17 protein-coding genes are annotated in these 18,316 nt (G+C 67.8%); 7 read left to right on the plus strand and 10 right to left on the minus strand.

Annotated elements, in window-relative coordinates; genetic code table 11:
- Nucleotides 1-11: 11 nt before the first annotated feature.
- The 3 genes from DPQ64_RS03125 to DPQ64_RS03135 are packed head-to-tail and all read left to right on the plus strand — an operon-like array spanning nucleotide 12 to nucleotide 3,939.
- Nucleotides 12-1,289, plus strand: a complete 1,278-nt coding sequence (locus DPQ64_RS03125) for a Single-stranded DNA binding protein (protein ID WP_115862902.1) — start codon at nucleotides 12-14, stop codon at nucleotides 1,287-1,289.
- Nucleotides 1,286-3,178, plus strand: a complete 1,893-nt coding sequence (locus DPQ64_RS03130; protein WP_115862903.1) for a hypothetical protein — start codon at nucleotides 1,286-1,288, stop codon at nucleotides 3,176-3,178. Before DPQ64_RS03125 ends, DPQ64_RS03130 begins: the two co-directional genes overlap by 4 nt.
- Nucleotides 3,178-3,939 (plus strand): metallophosphoesterase, encoded by a 762-nt coding sequence (locus tag DPQ64_RS03135; protein ID WP_115862904.1) that lies wholly within the window; start codon nucleotides 3,178-3,180, stop codon nucleotides 3,937-3,939. Before DPQ64_RS03130 ends, DPQ64_RS03135 begins: the two co-directional genes overlap by 1 nt.
- On the opposite strand, the gene DPQ64_RS03140 is transcribed toward DPQ64_RS03135, so the two are convergent.
- On the minus strand, nucleotides 3,927-4,400 hold the full coding sequence (locus DPQ64_RS03140) for a DUF6141 family protein (protein ID WP_115862905.1): 474 nt from the start codon (nucleotides 4,398-4,400) through the stop codon (nucleotides 3,927-3,929). The two genes, DPQ64_RS03135 and DPQ64_RS03140, sit on opposite strands and share 13 nt — an antisense overlap.
- 221 nt (nucleotides 4,401-4,621) lie before the next feature.
- On the opposite strand from DPQ64_RS03140, the gene DPQ64_RS03145 reads away from it, so the two are divergent.
- On the plus strand, nucleotides 4,622-5,041 hold the full coding sequence (locus DPQ64_RS03145; protein ID WP_115862906.1) for a zinc ribbon domain-containing protein: 420 nt from the start codon (nucleotides 4,622-4,624) through the stop codon (nucleotides 5,039-5,041).
- 164 nt (nucleotides 5,042-5,205) lie between these two features.
- Nucleotides 5,206-8,139, plus strand: a complete 2,934-nt coding sequence (locus DPQ64_RS03150) for a DEAD/DEAH box helicase (RefSeq protein ID WP_115862907.1) — start codon at nucleotides 5,206-5,208, stop codon at nucleotides 8,137-8,139.
- 46 nt (nucleotides 8,140-8,185) lie between these two features.
- On the opposite strand, the gene DPQ64_RS03155 is transcribed toward DPQ64_RS03150, so the two are convergent.
- The 3 genes from DPQ64_RS03155 to DPQ64_RS03165 form a co-directional block, all read right to left on the minus strand.
- Nucleotides 8,186-9,133 (minus strand): hypothetical protein, encoded by a 948-nt coding sequence (locus DPQ64_RS03155; RefSeq protein ID WP_115862908.1) that lies wholly within the window; start codon nucleotides 9,131-9,133, stop codon nucleotides 8,186-8,188.
- A gap of 112 nt (nucleotides 9,134-9,245) precedes the next feature.
- Nucleotides 9,246-9,554 carry a HalOD1 output domain-containing protein gene (locus tag DPQ64_RS03160; RefSeq protein WP_157971568.1) on the minus strand — a complete coding sequence of 103 codons (309 nt, stop codon included), beginning with the start codon at nucleotides 9,552-9,554 and terminating at the stop codon, nucleotides 9,246-9,248.
- Nucleotides 9,555-9,705: 151 nt separating this feature from the next.
- Nucleotides 9,706-10,956 (minus strand): CBS domain-containing protein, encoded by a 1,251-nt coding sequence (locus tag DPQ64_RS03165; RefSeq protein WP_115862909.1) that lies wholly within the window; start codon nucleotides 10,954-10,956, stop codon nucleotides 9,706-9,708.
- A gap of 74 nt (nucleotides 10,957-11,030) precedes the next feature.
- On the opposite strand from DPQ64_RS03165, the gene DPQ64_RS18535 reads away from it, so the two are divergent.
- Nucleotides 11,031-11,279 carry a hypothetical protein gene (locus tag DPQ64_RS18535; protein WP_157971569.1) on the plus strand — a complete coding sequence of 83 codons (249 nt, stop codon included), beginning with the start codon at nucleotides 11,031-11,033 and terminating at the stop codon, nucleotides 11,277-11,279.
- Nucleotides 11,280-11,364: 85 nt separating this feature from the next.
- On the opposite strand, the gene DPQ64_RS03170 is transcribed toward DPQ64_RS18535, so the two are convergent.
- From DPQ64_RS03170 to DPQ64_RS03180, 3 genes are all read right to left on the minus strand, one after another.
- Entirely contained in the window at nucleotides 11,365-11,946 is a 582-nt protein-coding gene (locus DPQ64_RS03170) for a hypothetical protein (protein WP_115862910.1), read from the minus strand.
- Nucleotides 11,947-12,082: 136 nt separating this feature from the next.
- A complete protein-coding gene (locus DPQ64_RS03175; protein ID WP_115862911.1) occupies nucleotides 12,083-12,973 on the minus strand; it encodes a twin-arginine translocation signal domain-containing protein in 891 nt (296 codons plus the stop codon).
- A 115-nt stretch (nucleotides 12,974-13,088) separates the two neighbouring features.
- On the minus strand, nucleotides 13,089-15,341 hold the full coding sequence (locus DPQ64_RS03180) for an AAA family ATPase (RefSeq protein ID WP_115862912.1): 2,253 nt from the start codon (nucleotides 15,339-15,341) through the stop codon (nucleotides 13,089-13,091).
- A 682-nt stretch (nucleotides 15,342-16,023) separates the two neighbouring features.
- Here DPQ64_RS03180 and DPQ64_RS19720 point away from each other — a divergent pair.
- Nucleotides 16,024-16,158 (plus strand): DUF7128 family protein, encoded by a 135-nt coding sequence (locus DPQ64_RS19720; protein ID WP_269814464.1) that lies wholly within the window; start codon nucleotides 16,024-16,026, stop codon nucleotides 16,156-16,158.
- Nucleotides 16,159-16,682: 524 nt separating this feature from the next.
- Here DPQ64_RS19720 and DPQ64_RS03190 read toward each other — a convergent pair.
- From DPQ64_RS03190 to DPQ64_RS03200, 3 genes are all read right to left on the minus strand, one after another.
- Complete coding sequence (locus tag DPQ64_RS03190; RefSeq protein WP_115862914.1) at nucleotides 16,683-16,931, minus strand: DUF7508 domain-containing protein; 249 nt, start codon at nucleotides 16,929-16,931, stop codon at nucleotides 16,683-16,685.
- Between the two features lie 20 nt (nucleotides 16,932-16,951).
- The gene (locus DPQ64_RS03195; protein ID WP_115862915.1) at nucleotides 16,952-17,380 is read right to left on the minus strand and encodes a DUF5796 family protein; all 429 of its coding nucleotides are present in this window, start codon (nucleotides 17,378-17,380) and stop codon (nucleotides 16,952-16,954) included.
- A gap of 64 nt (nucleotides 17,381-17,444) precedes the next feature.
- The gene (locus DPQ64_RS03200) at nucleotides 17,445-18,191 is read right to left on the minus strand and encodes a twin-arginine translocation signal domain-containing protein (protein ID WP_115862916.1); all 747 of its coding nucleotides are present in this window, start codon (nucleotides 18,189-18,191) and stop codon (nucleotides 17,445-17,447) included.
- Nucleotides 18,192-18,316 lie beyond the last annotated feature (125 nt).

Consider the following 18,316-nt stretch of genomic DNA (forward strand, 5'->3'; position numbering starts at 1 on the left):
AAGGTCCGGTGATGAGTTTGGACGATCATGCCGAGGATCTCGCCTCCGACCTCGGCGTAGACAAGGAGGAGGTCAAGGCGGACCTCGAGAATCTGGTGGAGTACAGCGTCCCGGTCGAGGAAGCGAAACAGAGCCTCCGGCGCAAGTACGGCAGCGGCGGCGGTGGCGGCGGTTCGAGCGGTCCCTCGAAGGTCGATATCGGCGACGTGTCGACCGACGATGGCAACGTCACGGTCACTGCGCGGATACTGACGGTCGGCAAGCGCTCGATCCGCTATCAGGGGAACGAGCAGGTCATCCACGAAGGCGAACTCGCCGACGAGACCGGCAAGCTCTCCTACACCGCGTGGGAGGACTTCGAGCTCTCGCCCGGCGACACCATCACCGCGGGCAACGCGGGCGTCCGCGAGTGGGAGGGCGAACCCGAGCTCAACCTCGGCGAGAGCACCAACGTCGCGTTCGAAGCGGAGGCCCTCGACGTGCCCTACGAGGTCGGCGGTGACGCGACTCTCTCGGACCTCGAACCCGGCGACAGGGGCCAGGCCCTCGAAGTCGAGGTCGTCGAGGTCGAGCAGAAGACCATCGACGGCCGCGACGGCGAGACCGAGATCAAGAGCGGCGTGCTCGCAGACGAATCCGCGCGGCTCCCGTTCACCGACTGGGAGGCCCGCGCCGAACTGATGGAGGGCGCGAACCTCCGGATCGAGGACGTGTACGTCCGGGAGTTTCGGGGCGTTCCCTCGGTCAACCTCTCGGAGTTCACGACCGTCGAACCGCTCGGCCGCGAGGTCGAGGCCAGCGACACCGCGACCCGGATGACCGTCCGCGACGCGGTCGGCACCGGCGGCGCGTACGACGTGGAAGTCGTCGGGAGCATCGTCGCGGTCCGGGACGGCTCGGGCCTCATCGAGCGCTGTCCCGAGTGCGGCCGCGTCACCCAGAACGGCCAGTGTCGGAGCCACGGCGCCGTCGACGGGCAGGACGACCTGCGCGTGAAGGCCATCGTCGACGACGGAACCGGGACGGTCACGGCGGTCCTCGACGACGAGCGCACCGCCGAGGTGTACGGCGGCGACGTGGAGGACGCCAAGACCCAGGCCCGCGACGCGATGGACAAGGAGGTCGTCGCCGACGCCATCCGCGAGGAGATCGTCGGCCACGAGTTCCGCGTCCGGGGCAACCTCTCGGTCGACGACTACGGCGCGAACCTGGAGGTCACGGAGTTCGAGCGCTCGGAGGACTCGCCGGCCGACCGCGCGAAGTCGCTGCTCGCGGAGGTGGCAGAATGAGCGGAAACGAGAGCGAATCCGACAGCGACTCCGGACAGGGCGGCGCGGGCCGCCGCGAGGTCGCGTGGCGCGTGTTCGCCGCCGAGTACGACGACGCGGACTTCGACTACTCGGAGAGCGACGAGGAGCGCGCGCCCAACTACGTGGTCACCCCGACCGGCGCGCGGGTCAACCGCCTGTTCGTGGTCGGCGTGCTCACGGAGGTCGAGCAGGTCAGCGACGAGGTGCTCCGCGGGCGGGTCGTCGACCCGACCGGCGCGTTCGTCCTCTACGCCGGGCAGTACCAGCCCGACGAGATGGCGTTCCTCGAAGCGGCCGACCCGCCGATGTTCGTCGCGGTGACGGGCAAGGCCAGAACGTTCCAGCCCGACGATTCGGACCGCGTGTTCACCTCCATCCGTCCGGAGTCGATCAACGAGGTCGACGCCGGGACGCGCGACCGCTGGGTGGTCCAGACCGCCGAGCAGACTCTCGACCGCGTCTCGACGGTCGCCGACGCGCTCGACGCGGGCCGGCGCGGCGACGACCTCCGGCAGGCCCTCGAATCCGCCGGCGTGGACGCGGGACTCGCAGCGGGCGTCCCGCTCGCGCTGGACCACTACGGCACGACGAAGGGCTACCTCGCCGGCGTTCGAGGCCTCGCGCTCGACGCCGCCAGAGTCGTCGCCGGCGAGATCGGCGCCGACGAGGTGGGACCGCTCGACCTCGCGCCCGACGAGGGCGGCGACGCAGTCGACGCGTCGCTCGACTACTCGCTGTCGGGGGACGAGGAAGGCGACATCGGTCGACTGGAGACCGAAGCTGAACCCGGTGAATCGACGACCGAGGCCGACCCGACTGCCGACGACGAGGTAACTGCCGACGACGAGTCGACTGCTGGTGACGAGTCGACCGCCGAGGCCGAGTCGACTACCGGAGTTGGGTCGGCGGACGAAGTGGAGGCAGACGCCGAGCCCGAATCGACCACGAGCGACGACCTCGGCGAGGCCCCGACTACCACCGTGGACGAGTCCGCATCCGAATCTGAATCCGAGGCCGAGTCTGACGCGTCCGCGGAGGAAGCCGTCGCGGGATCCGAAGCCGAATCGGAACCCGCAACGGACGAAGAAGCTCCAGCGGCCGAGGACGCCGACGACGCCGCGGAGCTGCAGGACGAAATCGGCACCGAGGAACCGCCCGAAGTCGAATCCGAGCAGGACACTACCGACGAGGAGGAGTTTGCGTCGGAAGCCGACGGTGACGACGAGGGACCGGACCTCGACACGGCCGGCGCGGGCGACGAGATGTACGAGTTCGACGACGAGGAGCGCGAGCAGATCGAGGAGGAACACGGACTGGAGTTCTCGTCGGGCTCCGAAGTCGACAGTCCCGAGGAGAGCGACCTCGACGCGCCGGACCCCGAGGTCGGTGCCGAACCCGAGGGCGAACCGGGCGACACCGACCAGCACGCCGAGCCGACCAGCGAAGCGGTCGACACCGACCAGTTGCAGGACGTCGACGCCGCGCAGGGCGGCACCGAGGCCGCCGTGAACGACGCCGAGGAGGCACCCGCGGGCGGCGAGACAGCCGCCGCGGAAGCGCCCGGTACGTCCATCGGCGAAGACGAGGTCGCCGAGCGCGAGAGCGAGTCGGCCGAGGAAGAAGAATCGAGCGAGCACGCCCAAGCAGATTCCAGCGGTGACGCCGAGACGCCCGACGACCTCGAAGACGCGGTGATGGACCGGATGCAGGAACTCGACGAGGGCGACGGCGTCGAGCGCGAGAAACTGTTGGCCGCGCTCGTGCAGGACTACGACGTGACGCCCGCCGACGTCGACGACGCGCTCGAATCCGCGCTGATGGCCGGGCGCTGCTACGAATCCGGCGAGGACACGCTCAAGCCCATCTGATGAGTCTCGTGGAGCCGGTCCCGGGCGAGCCGGCCGCGATCGCGTCCCTCTCGCGCGACGACCAGCGCGCGGTCGACCGCGCGCTGGTCGTCGCGGACTATCACGCCGGAATCGAGCAGGCGCTCCGGGCCGATGGGGTTTCTCTCGACAGTCGCGCCGAACACCGCCGCGAGCGCCTGCTCTCGCTAGTCGAATCGACCGACGCCGACCGCGTGGTCTTTCTGGGCGACCTGATGCAGGCCATCGGCGACCCCGGCGGGGCCGAGCGCGGCGAGATCGAGGTCCTGCTGGAGCTCTTCGACGAACGGGGCGTCCCGGCCACGCTCGTCAAGGGCAACCACGACGGGGCCATCGAGTCGTGGGCCGACCTCGACGTGACCGACGGTGCGGGCGTCCGCCTCGGCGAGGTGGGGTTCGCACACGGGCACACGTGGCCTGCGCCCGAAGTGCTCGACAGCGAGGTGGTCTGCGTCGGCCACGAGCATCCTGCGGTCCGACTGGAGGACGAGGTCGGCGGGAGTCGCGTCGAGCGCGTCTGGCTCCGGGGCTCGCTGGCCGGCGAGCCGTTCGCCGAGCGCGACGAATCCGTCCGGGCGGGCGCGGAACTGGTCGTCTTCCCGGCGTTCAACGACCTCGTTGGAAAGACGTGGGTCAACGTCGAGGGCCAGGAGTTCCTCGCGCCGTTCCTCCCCGAGGGGTTGGGCGACGGCGAAGCGTATCTGCTGGACGGGACGCGGCTGGGGCGGTATCAGACGGTCTGAGACGACGCGTCCTGCACGGCCGCGACGAACTCCTCGGGCCGGTCCGAGCCCACGAACACCGACTTGCCACCGGTTCGCTCGAAGCGGATGCCGGTCTTTCCGCTCACGGTGTAGGCCATCCCGCTCGGGCTCCAGCGGATGCCCCACCCGCCGTAGCGCAGCGGGCTGTACCCCGTCGACTGCACCTCCGCGAGGTCCGAGAACGGGATCCGACGATACTTCCGGTGCAACGGCGCGAACTTGACGTAAATTCCATCGTCGCGGACCTCGGTGGAGAGCGTGGCGACCCTGAACAGGAGAGCGGCCGAGACGGTCAGCACGAGGTCGGCGGCCGTCTCGCGGGTCGAGCGCGTCCCGCGCGCGAGGCGAACGATTGCGACGATGGCTTGCAGTCCGAGCAGGGCCCACAGCCACCGCTGGCGGAACTGTTGGGTCTCTCGAAAGTGAACTTCGGTCTCCATGTGAGACGGTTGGACGGTCGAAGGCAAATCGGTTGTCCCCGTCTCGTCGGCAGCGTTCAGACGCAGTCGGCGACCCGCCAGCAGGGTTCGATGAGCCGACCACTCGTTCCAGTGAATGGGGTGTCGACGACCCTCGGAACCAGCGAGGCGCGGTGAGACGCCCGATCGAGCCGTCGCCGGAGTCGAGAAGACTTATGACTGACTGACCGTTTAGTCAAAGCATGGGCCAGTCGACCTCGCAGAAACGACCGTGGCTCGCAGCACTGCTCGGAGTGGTAGCGACGGGGCTCGGCCACCTCTATCTCCGGCGGTGGCGGCGTGCCTTCGGATGGCTCGTCGTCCTATTCGGCGCCGCGTCGCTGTTCGTCGAACCGGCAGCGCTCGAAGAAATCGCAACGGGGGCCGCGGTGGACCCCGTCGCGCTCGCGCCGGTTCTGGCCGTCGCCGTCCTCAGCACCGTCGACGCGTACGTCCTCGCCCACGCCCAGAATGCGGTCGCACGCCTGAATCGCGATTCGGACGGGGACCTCACGCACTGTCCGAACTGCGGGAACGAACTCGATCCGGACATCGAATTCTGCCACTGGTGTACGGCCGACGTGAGCGACCTGAACGAGACGCCTCGAACCGACGGCGAGTAGCCGAGCCGACCCCGACGGAAGACCGCTCTCGACGGATTAGGCCCTTGCTGGTCCGAGCCGGTATTCGGTCGAGACGCATCGGCTGTCATTCTCTCCGAAGTGGCTTCTACGGCGGTTACGGCCAAGCAACGCACTTAATCCGCTCGAACCGCTATAAATCATCGATGAGCGACGGAGCGGCCGCGGGTTCTGCGGCTTTCGCCAAACTGGGCGAGCAGGTGCGGGCGGCGCTCTCCGAACGGGGGTTCTCGACTCCCACGGAGCCACAGCGCCGCGCCATCCCGCCGCTGGCCCGCGGCGAGAACGCGCTGGTCGTCGCGCCCACCGGCACCGGCAAGACCGAGACCGCGATGCTCCCCGTGCTGGACGCCATCGCGCAGGCCCACGCCGAGGACGGCCCGCGGTTCGGCTTCTCGGCGCTCTACATCACGCCGCTGCGGGCGCTCAACCGCGACATGCGCCAGCGGCTGGAGTGGTGGGGCGAGGAACTCGACCTCCGGGTCGACGTGCGCCACGGCGACACCACAGACTACCAGCGACAGAAGCAGGCCAACAACCCGCCGGACGTGCTGGTGACGACGCCCGAGACGCTGCAAGCGATGCTCACCGGGTCGAAGCTCCGGAAAGCGCTCGAAGACGTGCATCACGTGGTCGTCGACGAGGTCCACGAACTCGCCAGCGCCAAGCGCGGCGCGCAGTTGACCGTCGGTCTGGAGCGACTGGCGGAACTCGCGGGCGACTTCCAGCGCATCGGCCTGTCGGCGACCGTGGGCGACCCCGAGGAAGTCGGGCAGTTCCTCGTCGGCGCGCCGGGACGCGACGGAGCGCCGGGTTCGGGGCGCGCTGGGGAACCGGGTTCGGAGGGCGACGCCGAATCGGATTCGGAACGCGGCGCGCCCGCCATCGTCGAGGTCGACGTGGGGAGCAAGGTCGAGTTCGCGGTCCGCGAACCCGAGATTACGGAGGAGGACGGCCGACTCGCGGGCGAACTGATGACCGACGAGTCGGTCGCCAGCCACGTCCGCGCGATCCGGGAGATCGTCGAGAACCACGACTCGACCCTGATCTTCGTCAACACGCGCCAGACTGCCGAAGCCCTCGGCTCGCGATTCAAGGAACTCGACGCCAATATCGGCGTCCACCACGGCTCGCTGTCGAAGGAGGCCCGCATCGACGTGGAGGACCGGTTCAAGACCGGGAAGCTCGACGCCCTCCTCTGTACCTCCTCGATGGAACTTGGCATCGACGTGGGCCGCATCGACCACGTGGTCCAGTATTCGAGCCCTCGAGAGGTCGCGCGCCTGCTCCAGCGCGTCGGGCGCGCGGGCCACCGCTCCGAGCAGACCTCCCACGGCACCATCATCACCAAGCACCCCGACGGCACGCTCGAAGCGCTCGCCATCGCTCGCCGGGCCAAGGACGGCGACGTGGAGGACGCCGAGATCCACGACGGCAGCCTCGACACCGTGGCGAACCAGATCGTCGGGCTCGTGATGGACTTCGGCGACCTGTCGGCGATGCGGGCCTACCGCATCGTCACGCGCGCCTACCCGTTCCGGGACCTCGGCGAGGAGGAGTTCCGCGAGGTCTGTCGCGAACTCAAGAGCAACCGGCTGGTCTGGCTCGACGAGGGCGACGATAGGCTCGAGAAGTCCTCGAAGACGTGGCAGTACTTCTACGCCAACCTCTCGATGATCCCCGACGAGCAGAAGTACGCGGTCGAGGACATCGCGAGCGGCTCGCAGGTCGGCACCCTCGACGAGCGGTTCGTCGTCAACTTCGCCGAGCCGGGCGAGGTGTTCGTCCAGCGCGGCGAGATGTGGCGCATCACGGAGGTCGACGACGACGAGGAGGCGGTGAAGGTGTCGCCCATCGAGGACCCCGGCGGCGAGATTCCCTCGTGGGTCGGCGAGGAGATCCCGGTGCCCTACGACGTGGCACAGGAGGTCGGCGAGATGCGGGCGGTCGCCGGCCCCCAGTTCGAACGCGGCGCGCCCCGAGAGGGCGTCGCGCGGGAGTTCACCGACCGCTATCCGACCGACGAGTACACCGCCAGCGAGGCGCTCGACCAGCTCGACAAGCACGCAGAGGCGGGCGACCCCGTCCCCACCGCCGACCGGATCGTGGTCGAGCACGCCGCTCGGACAATCGTCGTCAATTCGTGTTTCGGCCACAAGGTCAACGAGACGCTGGGCCGGGTGCTCTCCTCGCTGGTCGGCCAGCGCACCGGCTCGTCGGTCGGCCTCGAAGTCGACCCGTACCGCATCGAACTCGACGTGCCGCCGAAGGTCTCGGGCCGCGAGGTCGCGGACGTACTCTCCGGCACCGACCCCGATCACGTCGCGGCAATCATCGAGTTGAGCCTCAAGCACTCCGACTCGCTGAAGTTCAAGCTCTCGCAGGTCGCCGCGAAGTTCGGCGCGCTCCGGCGCTGGGAGGGCGGTGCGGGCGGCCCCCGAATCGACCGCCTGCTGGCCGCGCTGGAGGACACCCCGATGTACGACGAGGCGGTTCGGGAGGTGTTTCACGACGACCTCGCGGTCGAGCAGGCCAGCGAAATCCTCGCCCGCATCCAGTCGGGCGAGATCGAGATCGTCACGACCGGTGGACACACCCCCATCGGCACCGGCGGCATCTCGTCGGGCCGGGAACTCCTCGCGCCGGAGAACGCCGACGCGAGCGTCATCCAGACCGTCAGGGAGCGCATCCGGGACGACGAGGTCATCCTGTTCTGTCTCCACTGCGAGGAGTACGAGCGCACCAAGCCGGTCCGGCGCGTACGCGACCAGCCCAGTTGTCCCGAGTGCGGATCGACTAGGATCGCGGCGCTCAACCCGTGGGCCGACGAAGTGGTCAAGGCGGTCCGCGCGCCCGAGAAGGACGACGAGCAGGAGAAGATGACCCGGCGCGCCTACAAGGCCGCGAACCTCGTCCAGAGCCACGGCAAACAGGCCGTGATCGCACTCGCTGCTCGCGGGGTCGGCCCGCAGAACGCGGCCCGTATCATCGCCAAGCTCCGCGAGGACGAAGACGACTTCTACCGGGATATCCTCGCCCAAGAGCGCCAGTACGCGCGGACCCAATCGTTCTGGGACTGAGTGAGAGGCTCCGCGGCGTCCGGGACGGACAGACCCTGAAACGAATCTACCGACTCGTCCGAGCCACTTCCTCGCTCTCCTCCCCGCTCTCGTGAACCACGACGACCTCGCCCGGCAGGTCGTACTCGAAGTCTACCGTCGCCTCGTAGGGGACCTCGCCGACGCACTGGACGCCGACGGGGTCGCCCTCGGTCGCCCGAACCTGGACCGTCAGCTCGCCCGAATCTGCGTCGTAGTTCGCGTCCGCGAGTTCGAGGTCGTACCCCGGATCGGGCGTCCTGACCGTCCCCTCGACTCGGACCTGCTCGCCGTCGAAGGACACCGACGCGCCGTTCTCCGTCCCGCAGGTTCCCTCGTCGACCGAGAGCTCGATCGCCGCGACTTTTGGTTCGGCACAGCCCATCATCGTTGACTGCGTGACCGTCTCGACGCGACCGTCGGACGCGACGCGCGCGTCGGTCGCCGAGGCGTTGCAGTCGAACAGCGCACGCTCGACGCGGACCGTGGTCGGCTGTTCGCCCGCGAGGCCCACCGCGACCTGGTAATCGCCGGGTTCGTTCAGCGCGACTTCGAGGGAGGCGTCGCCGTCGAACTCGACCGTTCTGTCGAGGAGTTGCGTCGCGTCGCGCGAGACGCGAACGACGAGTTCCCGCGATTCGTCGGCGTCGTTCCAGACCCGCACGTCGTGGGGACGATTGTTGTCGGGGAACGCGACCGACTCACGGTCCCCCACCGCGAGCGACTGGAACGGGTCCTCCGCGGCCGGGTCGATGCCGGAGAAGTCGTCGGATCCGTCGGAATCGTCTCTGGTCGTCTCGCTCGGCTCGGTGGTCGTTCCACTCGTGCTCGCAGTCGTCTCGACCGCTCGAATCGTGGTCGTTCGTTCTGTGCGGTCGCCAGTTGCGGGGTCGCGGCTCGCGCTTCCGAGACAGCCGGCGAGACACGCCAGCGATGCCAGCGGGGAGGTGCGCCGGAGGAGGGCTCGGCGGTTCATACCCGCCACTTGTGGAGCTACTTCAAAGGGTCTTCCGTAAGCTCAAACGCCGATTTTACCCTTTCTCGGAGCTGAACGTCGCGTTCGATGAGGAGGATTCCGCGGGGGCTGTTCACTCCAGAAGGACGTAGTTCTCGGTGACGGTCACGTGGTAGCCCGCGTAGCGGAACTGGACTTCGAGGTCGTTCGATATCTCGTCGGTCCTCGTGAACACGAGCCCCGCGACTGGGGAGGGCGTTCTGGAAGCGAAGAGGTCGTCGAGCGCGTCCGGGTCGAGGTTCGCGCCGAGCGCCGGAAGCGAGTCCCTGTCGACGCCTTCGGCGGTCGCGACCGCCTCGACGACCGCCTCGGTGGCGCGTTCGTCCCGCTGTATCATGTGGCGACGGCTCGGACCGTCGCTCGCTCGCTTGGAATCGTTCATCTCGAAACCGGGGAGTTCCCGTTTCGACACTCCGATACCGACTTCAAAACAGTATTTACAATTATTGCACAGGTTATATGTAAAATTTTCCGTGGGCGATGAACCTCTCGGGCGAACGGGCGATATCGCGGGCCACGCGACGGTGCTCGCGCTACGTCTCGTTTGCCGTCCACCACTCGACGAGGCTCGCCGCGCGCTCGCGCTCGCCCTCGTTGGTCGTCTGGTTGCGCGGCGAGGCCCGCTTCTTGTTCTCCAGGGCGTTCTCCTCGGCGATATTGGCGGCCTTCTTGAACGCGGCGCGCGCGCCGTACTCCTCGCCGGTCCCCGAGAAGATACCCTCGTCGGTAAACAACCGGACCGTACACTGGATGAGCGGCGTTCCGCGGTGGCGCTCCTTGTGCTTGTGGAATCGCACGTTGGCTTCGAGGATGTCCATCTTCTCGTACTTGCCGTCGATCTCGTCCACGCGGTCGGCGATATCCCCGCGGTCGAGGTCGTCGAGCAGGGTCACGCCGAACACCTGCACGTCGGCAACCTCCTCCTCGCCGGTCCACGTCAGCGCCCGGAGCAGGTCGGTCGTGGTCACGATGCCCGACGGCGACTCGAAGTCGTCGGGGACGACGATCAGCGACGAGTAGCCGTACTCGTTCATCTCCCCGAGCGCCTCGTCGAGGCCCGCGTCGAGGCCGATGGTCGCGCATGGCGAGTTCATCACGTCGCGCGCCGGCAGCGCGAGCAGTTTAGCCTGCGAACCAGACCGCTCGCCCCACCCGCCGTGGGTTCGTCCCTGACTCTTCGAGACGCCGCCGCCGAACGAATCCTGGGCGTTGTTGGCGTTGCCGCCCTGTTCCTGATTCAGCTCCCGGGTCGTGAACTCCACGAGGTCGTAGAGGCTGATCATCCCCACGGCGTCGGTGCCGTCGACGACCGGGACGCGCGTGAACTTGTGCGTCCGGACGACGTGGATGACCTCGCCGATCTCGGTGTCGGGTTCGACGCTCACCACGTCCTGGGTGTACACGTCCGACACGTCGAGCGCGGCGAGGTTCTCGTGGACCATCTCCAGCAGGTCGTCGGCGGTCACCACGCCGACGAACCGGTCGCCATCGAACACGGGGAGGAGCTTGAACTCGTTCTCGACCATCAGGCGCGCGGTTTCGCGTACGTCCTCGTCTTGGCTGACCTTCGGCGGATTCCGAACCACCGACTGGGCCTTCTGGTCGGGGTCGTGGTGCGAACTCACCAGTTCCTTCCGGGTGACGAGCCCGTCGAACTTGCCCTCTCCGCGGACCACGATGCCTTCGAGGGTCTGGTCCTCGTCGAAGATTCCCCTGAGTTTCCCGACTCGGGTTCCGGGGTTCACGTCAACGTACTCGGTCGTAACGGCGTCGGCGATATCCATTGATTCCCCACCTACCCTCCTTTTGCGTGGCGCTACGCTTCAACCTTGTTCCCGTTTCGTACGTCGTATTCTCTATGCCGGGAACGACCGGCACACACGGTGCGGGAACGACCTGCACTCCTATGGCCTCGACAGTGCTCGGCGCGCTCGAAGATTGCGCATCGGGAAACGTTTTCTCGAAAGCTCTCGGCGCAGTCGGGGACTACGCAACCGACGACAGGTCTTCGAAAGCCCTCGGCGCGGTCGCGGTCGCTCTGCGGGATATCTCGCGCCCGCAGTTCTGCGGGCGCGAGATATTGGCCGCGCTGAGGCGACTAAACTGAACGCGACCGCGCCTCGCCCTTTCAGTCCGCCAGGGCGTGGTTTGGTACACGAGCCGAACCCGGTGGTCGGGTGATCCAAGTCCAACTAACTTGACCCCGCACCGAGCGCGCCCGCGGACACCAGCAGGCCGCTCGCGCCGGTCGCCAGCGCGAACAGCCACGCGCCGGTCAGGCCGAGCGAGAGCGCAACCACGGCCGACTGGACCAGGAGGGACGGTTCGGTCGAGAGCGCGCTCGTCACGACGGTCATCCCGCCGTAGACGACGACCAGCGGGAGGCCGACGAGCAGGCCGAGCGGGGTGAGCGCGAGGTCGAGCCACGCCGGAATCGTCGCGACGAGCGTGGCGGCCAGATAGGCCGCGATGGCGAGCGCGAGGACGCCGAGGATCGCCAGCGTGCGGTCGGTCGGCCGGAGCGCGAGCCGGGCGTACGGGTGGCTCTCGGCGAGCGACGGGGCGTCCACCAGCGCGAGGACGCCCACCGCGAGCAGGTAGCTCCCCGCGAGCGCGGCCAGCGCGTAGCCCGCGTGGGTCGGGGCGAGGCACGCCTGTCCCGCCGGACAGCTCATCGCCGCATCGCGGTAGACGAAGTACAGCGCCGGGACCGCGAACACGAGGAGGGGGAGCGCGAGGCTGCGACGGGGCCGGAGCGCGGCGAGTATCTCCATACTGATTCGTTGGACAGGCATCGAAATAAAGGTGGTCGGGGAAAGCGTGGTCGGGGAAAGCGTGGTCGGGGAAAGCGTGCTCGTGTGAGAGGTGGCCGTGGAGGCTGTTCGGTCTGCTCGGGGGTTCGCCGTCGACTCAGTACTTGACTAGCTTCGTCGCGTAGCTGTCGTGGTCGAGCTTGTACCCGTTGTCCATGTAGTAGTAGTCCTGATAGCCCGACCAGCCCGCCTCGTCGTCGAAGATGCCCTCGATGCTCTGCTCGGCATCCTCGAACGAGGTCGCCTCGTGTGGCACCGAACTGTCGACGTGGGCCGAGCCAGAGACGTAGCCGCCAAACTCCCACATCTTGAGGTGCTCGCGCCCGAGGAAGCCGAACGTCCCGGTCGCGACCGACTCGTGCTGCTGCTCGAAAGAGTACGTGTCGCTGTTCCACGCGTACCGGTTGTACTGGACCACGCTGTCCGTCCAGCCGTTGCTCGTCAGCACGCCCGCGACGTCGTTGGCCCCTTTCTCGGAGATGATGTTCATCGGCGCGCTGGTCTCGTAGCCGCCGTCGACCGCCTCGTACTCCCAGATGCCGTAGTCTTGATCGCTCTCGTCGGGGTCGTGGTCCTCGGTGCCGACGCCGCGCGTCGACTCGAAGTGAGCCTTCCACTCGTCGGTCTTCGCGTAGTAGGTGTCCCACGGCCGCTTGGTCGTCTCGGTCGCCCGCTGCGGGAGGTCGTCGGCCTCGGGTTTCGGCCGGTCGAACGTCTCGGTCGTCGTGAGTACCGGCGGGGTGAGCCCGTACCGCCGCGCGAGGTCGTCGCTGACCTTGCGCTTCTCGATTGTCACGCTGTCGGGCGTCACCTGCATCTTGACGATCTCGTGACCGGTAACGCGGAACTTCTCCGGACCGGGTGAGTCCGAGTCCGACTGCGCGCTGCCCTCGCGGGACAGCAGGGGGACGCCGAGCGCGCCGACGCCGAGCGCTGCTGCACTCTTCAGGAACTGTCGTCGACTGTCGTCGGGGGAGTCGTTCGTCATGGTTGCAATTAAACCACCGAACGGACGTAATTTAAATCTAGAGCGAAAAGTGAAATTAAAACGAGTGCTCCGTCGGTGAAGGACTCCAGCAGGAATCGGGACGAACAGTCTTAGCTCAGCTCAGCGACGGGTGGACCTTCTCGACGGCGGCCTCGAAGTGCTTCGCGTCGACCGTAATCTCGTCGGCGTTCTCGTCGGCCTGCTCGACGCCCCACGCCTCGGCGGCCTCCCGGATGGCCCGCATCGAGGCGTCCCGGACGACGGCTTCGAGGTCCGCGCCGGTGTACCCCTCCAGGTCCGCCGCGAGGTCGTCGAGGTTCACGTCGTCGCCGAGGGGCTTGTCGTCGGCGTGGACCGCGAGGATGGCCCGCCGGCCCGCCTCGTCGGGCGCGGGCACCTCGACGTGCTCTTCGAGTCGGCCGGGCCGGAGGAGCGCGCGGTCGAGCGCGTCCCGGCGGTTGGTCGCCGCGAGGACGACGAGGTTGGGGTTCTCCGCGAGGCCGTCCATCTCGGTCAACAGCTGCGAGACCACGCGCTCGGACACCTCCGCGCCGCCGCCCATCCCGGAGCCGCGCTCGCCCGCGATAGCGTCGATCTCGTCGAAGAACACGATGGCCGGGGAGGCCTGCCGTGCGCGGTCGAAGATCTCCCGGACCGCCTTCTCGCTCTCGCCGACGTACCTATCTAGCAGTTCCGGCCCGTCGACGTGGATGAAGTTCACGTCGCTTTCGCCCGCGAGCGCTCGCGCGAGCAGGGTCTTGCCGGTGCCCGGCGGGCCGTACAGCAGGATGCCCGACGGCGGGTCGGTGTTCGTCGCGGCGAACAGGTTACGGTACGCGAGCGGCCACTCGACCGCCTCGGTGAGCGTCTGCTTGGCCTCCTCCAAGTTGCCCACGTCCTCGAAGCCGATGTCGGGCGCTTCGGCGACGAACTCCCGCATCGCGGACGGTTCGACCGACGCCATCGCGGTCTCGAAGTCCGCGCGGGTGACTTCCACGTCCAGCAGTGCGTCCTCGTCGGCTCCCGCGTCGCGGGCCCGTCGGAGCGCGGCCATCGCGGCCTCGGTCGAGAGCGCCTGCATGTCCGCGCCGACGAAGCCGTGGGTCGTCGCGGCGAGGTGGTCGAGGTCCACGTCGTCGTCCAGCGGCATCCCGCGGGTGTGGACCTCCAGGACCTCGCGCCGGCCGGCCTCGCCGGGCACGCCGACCTCGATCTCGCGGTCGAATCGCCCGCCGCGGCGCAGCGCGGGGTCGATGGAGTCGACGCGGTTGGTCGCGCCGATGACGATGACCTGCCCGCGGCCTTCGAGGCCGTCGAGCAGCGAGAGCAACTGGGCGACCACGCGGTTCTCCACGTCGGCCTCCTCGTCGCGCTCGCCCGCGATGGCGTCGATCTCGTCGAAGAACACGATGGTCGGGGCGTTTTCCCGGGCCTCCTGGAACGTCTCGCGGAGCTGCTCCTCGCTCTCGCCTTTGTACTTGCTCATGATCTCCGGGCCGGAGATGTCGATGAAGTGGGCGTTGACCTCGTTGGCGACCGCACGGGCGATCATCGTCTTGCCGGTGCCCGGCGGGCCGTACAGCAGGACGCCCTTCGGCGGGTCGATGCCGAGCCGCCGGAACAGCGCGGGGTTCGACAAGGGGAGTTCGACCATCTCGCGGACGCGCTCTAACTCTTCTTCCAGCCCGCCGATGTCCTCGTAAGTCGCGCCGGTGGTCTCGCCGGCCGCGTCGCCATCTCCCGTCGGACTACCCCCGACAGGGATAGAGATTCCGCTGGAGCCGCCGCCTGTCGAGCCCGAATTTGCAGTAGAACCGGAACTGGACCCAGCCCCGCCCACAGCTCCTCCACCGGATCCGGAGACGCCCGACACGGTGACGCTGGTGTCGTCGGTCACGCGGACTTCGCCGTCGGGGTCGGTGCTCGCGACGTGGAACGTGCCGTAGTCGCCCAGGCGCTCGACCCGGACGCGCTCGCCCTCCTTGACCGGCCTGTCGCGGAGCGCGCGCTTGAGAGCGCGCTCCAGCGTGTCGCGGTCGTCGGCCTCGAACGCGGCGGTCGGCGCGAGCGCGACCGAGGCGGCGTCATCGATGGTGACCGGCCGGACCGTCACCGCGTCGCCGATGCTGACGCCGGCGTTGGCCCGCGACTCGCCGTCGATCTGGACAGTGCCGGCCCGGACGTCCGGTCCAGCGGGCCACACCTTGACCACGGTGTCGCGTTCGCCCTCTACGACCACGGTGTCGCCGCTCAGCACTCCGAGCGCCGACCGGGCCGACTCGGGGATCCGAGCGATGCCCCGGCCCGCGTCGCGCTTCTCCGCACCCTGGACGGTCAACTCGACCGCGGCGGAACCCTTCGTCGTCATGTCAGCCACTCGGTTCGCTTGGGTCTTGAGGGTTCCCCTCGCGCCTCGTCACCAAGTCGTCGCGTTCGTCCGTGGTTTTCCGGACAGACCGGATTTCGGACTCCGAATTCGGGTTCTCTGGACACGTGATCGGCGTGCGCTGGTTATCATTCCACCCGGCGCGTGCGGCGCGGCGTCTCGGCGAGCGTCGCGAGCCGAGGCTCGTGGGAGCGGTGCTCCCACGGCGTCTCGACGAGTGAAACGAGGCGAGGGTCGTCAGCGCGTGCGCTGACGGCGCTCTCGTGCGCCGCGCGACGCGCGCGAGGGACGAGTAGCGTGGTTCGAGAGAGCTTCGCTCTCTCGTCATCCCGAAATTCTGCGATTTTCGGAGACAACGAAGCGAGCAACGCAGGCGGCTGGGGAGGCCTGAGGTCCGTGCTGTGCGGTAGCGGTGCGGTCACGCCGAGGCGCAAGCAGAAGCTAGCGCTCTCGTCACCCAAAATCATCCCGTCGCGGTGCAGTCGCGGTTGCGGCGTGATGGCGGTGCTGTACGGTACGGTCGCGGTCACTCCAAAATCGATGCAGAAGCGACCGCCCACCCTCACTCGCCGTCACGAATCCATCCGATGTGCTGACCGAACCCCACATAGTCAGTCGATTCGCCGGGGCAAGGGATTAGTCGCGCGACCGTGTAGCTTCGAACATGGTCGCCAAAACCGATCGCGACGGCGTGACGTGGTACAAGTGCGAGGGGTGTGGGATGATGTTCGACGACGAGTCCGACGCGCGCCAGCACGAGGAGAACTGCGATCAGGAAGACCCCTCGTACATCCAGTAGCGTTGCGTCTCTAGCGTCGCGTTCGCTCCGAATTCGGTGGGCGACGAGCGCTTTGGAAGTCGATTCGGTGATTCTGTTTTGGAGGACGAATGATGAACTGTGACCGCGGCAGAATTGAGTGACTTGGGGTGGCTAGCTATTGCTTGAGCATCGGAGAGACCGCGACCGCACCGCGACAGGAAGCCTCGTCCTCCCCAACCGCTTGCGTTGCTCGGCCGCCGGCAGACGGTCCTGCTCGGCCTCCGGCTCGCGGTTCCACCACTCGCTGTTCCGCGGCGCGATGCGCCGCGCTGCCTGTGCGGGCTGCGACTGCCGTGCCCTCGGTCGCTGCGCTCCCGAGGACTCCACTCCGTTCCGGCCTGCGCTACTCAACCCTCGCGCGGTTTGGCGCGGCATGAAGCCGCGCCGTGGGAGCGACGCTCCCACGAGCCTGCGCTCGGTCTCCTCGCGCAGACGCCTGCACGCGCCGGAAGGAGACAAGAACTAGCGGGCGTCTGGAGGTAAGAAGAGCGGAGCCAGAGAAATTACAGTCCGGCGCGTTCGCGGTGCTCAGCTGCCCGCTCTTTCGCCTCGGCCTTCGTTTGCGCGGTGTCCCAGCGGACCTGCTCGCCCGAACCGTAGGCCAGCGCGTCCTTGAGTTCGTCGCTGAGGATGCCCCAGCCGACCTCCAGCACCGCGCCGTCAGCGTCGCCGAGTTCGTACACGCCGTACTGGTTCGGGGCCGAGCCGACCGTCGCCCGAGAGAGGTCCTGCCAGTGTTTGTGGAGCGGCATGAATCGAACTCTCCTCGAACTCAGTCCTCGTTCACCAGTTCGTACGAGGCCTCGTCCAGTTCGTCCTCCTCGAAGACGAACACCCGGCCGCGCGCCGCCTCCGGGTCGGCCTCGACCTCGATGGCGTAGCCGTCCACGCGCACCGTGACGCCGGGGAACAGCTCCTCCTCCTCGCCGGAGTCGAGCATCACCCGGCCCACGCCCGACGTTTCGAGGATGTCGTCGTGAGTGTTGCGGTCGTTGACGTACGTCAGCACGCCCTCCGTCTCGGTCGGGTCGGTGACGAGAATCTGGACGAGCTTGCCGGGCTGGGTGCGGAGCGTACCGTCGACCTTCTCGGGTACGCCGTGGTAGAATACCTTCCGACCGTCGGTGTACTCCACGACGATGCCGCCCTCGGTGAGTTCCACGCCGAGGGTGTCCGGGGCCACGTCGTTGCGCGCGCTCATGGCCGGGGATTCGGTCGGAGTCGGGAAAAGGAGTGCGTTTCGGCGGACGGACAGTCGGGGCCAGTTACTCCCCGACCCCGTCGACCCAGTCCGGCCGCTCGACGGTCGTTTCGTCGAGGTCCGCGAGATGCCACTCGGTGAAGCGACGGCCGTTCCGCTCCGTCCCGTCGAGTGTCTCCTGGAAGCTGTGGACGAGCGCGTCGTCGTCGACCAGCGCCTGAATGCTGTACCACACCGATTTCTCGTCGTCTGGCGCTTGGCTGGTCTTGCCGAATCGGGTCAGCTCCTCCCCGCCGACCGTCTCCGTGCCGATTTCGTGCAGGTCGACGACTTCGAGCCTCGATCTGCCCGTGTAACCGCTCTTGGAGATGCCCGTTTCCTGCGGTTCGGCCATCATCGCCTCCCACTCGCCGTCGACGCGCTTGCGCCAGAACACTGTGGTAGAGTCCTCGCCGAAGTAGAATTCGACCCGGTCGACGTCGGACCAGCCCCACAGCGTCCTGCCGTCGATGGTCGCGTGGACGCGGTCACCCTCCACGCGAACTGTCCAGACCGAGTGCGTTTTGGCGTCGCCGGTCTCGCGGTCGAGCGACGCTCTGGTCCACTCGACGGTCCCGCTGCGGGCAGACAGCGAGTCACTGTGGGCGGTGGCGAACGCGTGCTTGTCGGTGACCTCGCCGTCCTCGACGCCAGGGATTCCGGCCTCCGCCGAGGCGGAAACGTCGAATCTACCGGTACATCCGGCCAGCGAGGCCGCCAGCGCGAGCCCGCCACCGGCCCGCAGGATGGACCGCCGAGACCGCTGTGTCATGACTAATTATTGCTTCCCCAACAGTATAAGGTTTTTCCACCGTCACGTCAGAGGTGAAATGAGCGGTAGCGCTACGCTACGTGACGACAGCGTGCTCGGGCACGAACAGTGAACACGCTCCCGTA

It is taken from the genome of Halorussus litoreus (genome assembly GCF_003382685.1).
In the GTDB taxonomy this organism is placed as follows: Archaea; Halobacteriota; Halobacteria; order Halobacteriales; family Haladaptataceae; genus Halorussus; species Halorussus litoreus.

Coding starts and splice junctions, on each gene's coding strand:
- DPQ64_RS03170 (WP_115862910.1), bottom strand. CDS start 11,946: ATGGAGATACTCGCCGCGCTCCGGCCCCGTCGCAGCCTCGCGCTCCCC.
- DPQ64_RS03175 (WP_115862911.1), bottom strand. CDS start 12,973: ATGACGAACGACTCCCCCGACGACAGTCGACGACAGTTCCTGAAGAGT.
- DPQ64_RS03200 (WP_115862916.1), bottom strand. CDS start 18,191: ATGACACAGCGGTCTCGGCGGTCCATCCTGCGGGCCGGTGGCGGGCTC.
- DPQ64_RS18535 (WP_157971569.1), top strand. CDS start 11,031: ATGCCGGGAACGACCGGCACACACGGTGCGGGAACGACCTGCACTCCT.
- DPQ64_RS03145 (WP_115862906.1), top strand. CDS start 4,622: ATGGGCCAGTCGACCTCGCAGAAACGACCGTGGCTCGCAGCACTGCTC.
- DPQ64_RS03160 (WP_157971568.1), bottom strand. CDS start 9,554: ATGAACGATTCCAAGCGAGCGAGCGACGGTCCGAGCCGTCGCCACATG.
- DPQ64_RS03195 (WP_115862915.1), bottom strand. CDS start 17,380: ATGAGCGCGCGCAACGACGTGGCCCCGGACACCCTCGGCGTGGAACTC.
- DPQ64_RS03135 (WP_115862904.1), top strand. CDS start 3,178: ATGAGTCTCGTGGAGCCGGTCCCGGGCGAGCCGGCCGCGATCGCGTCC.
- DPQ64_RS03190 (WP_115862914.1), bottom strand. CDS start 16,931: ATGCCGCTCCACAAACACTGGCAGGACCTCTCTCGGGCGACGGTCGGC.
- DPQ64_RS03180 (WP_115862912.1), bottom strand. CDS start 15,341: ATGACGACGAAGGGTTCCGCCGCGGTCGAGTTGACCGTCCAGGGTGCG.
- DPQ64_RS03130 (WP_115862903.1), top strand. CDS start 1,286: ATGAGCGGAAACGAGAGCGAATCCGACAGCGACTCCGGACAGGGCGGC.
- DPQ64_RS03125 (WP_115862902.1), top strand. CDS start 12: ATGAGTTTGGACGATCATGCCGAGGATCTCGCCTCCGACCTCGGCGTA.
- DPQ64_RS03140 (WP_115862905.1), bottom strand. CDS start 4,400: ATGGAGACCGAAGTTCACTTTCGAGAGACCCAACAGTTCCGCCAGCGG.
- DPQ64_RS03165 (WP_115862909.1), bottom strand. CDS start 10,956: ATGGATATCGCCGACGCCGTTACGACCGAGTACGTTGACGTGAACCCC.
- DPQ64_RS03155 (WP_115862908.1), bottom strand. CDS start 9,133: ATGAACCGCCGAGCCCTCCTCCGGCGCACCTCCCCGCTGGCATCGCTG.
- DPQ64_RS03150 (WP_115862907.1), top strand. CDS start 5,206: ATGAGCGACGGAGCGGCCGCGGGTTCTGCGGCTTTCGCCAAACTGGGC.
- DPQ64_RS19720 (WP_269814464.1), top strand. CDS start 16,024: ATGGTCGCCAAAACCGATCGCGACGGCGTGACGTGGTACAAGTGCGAG.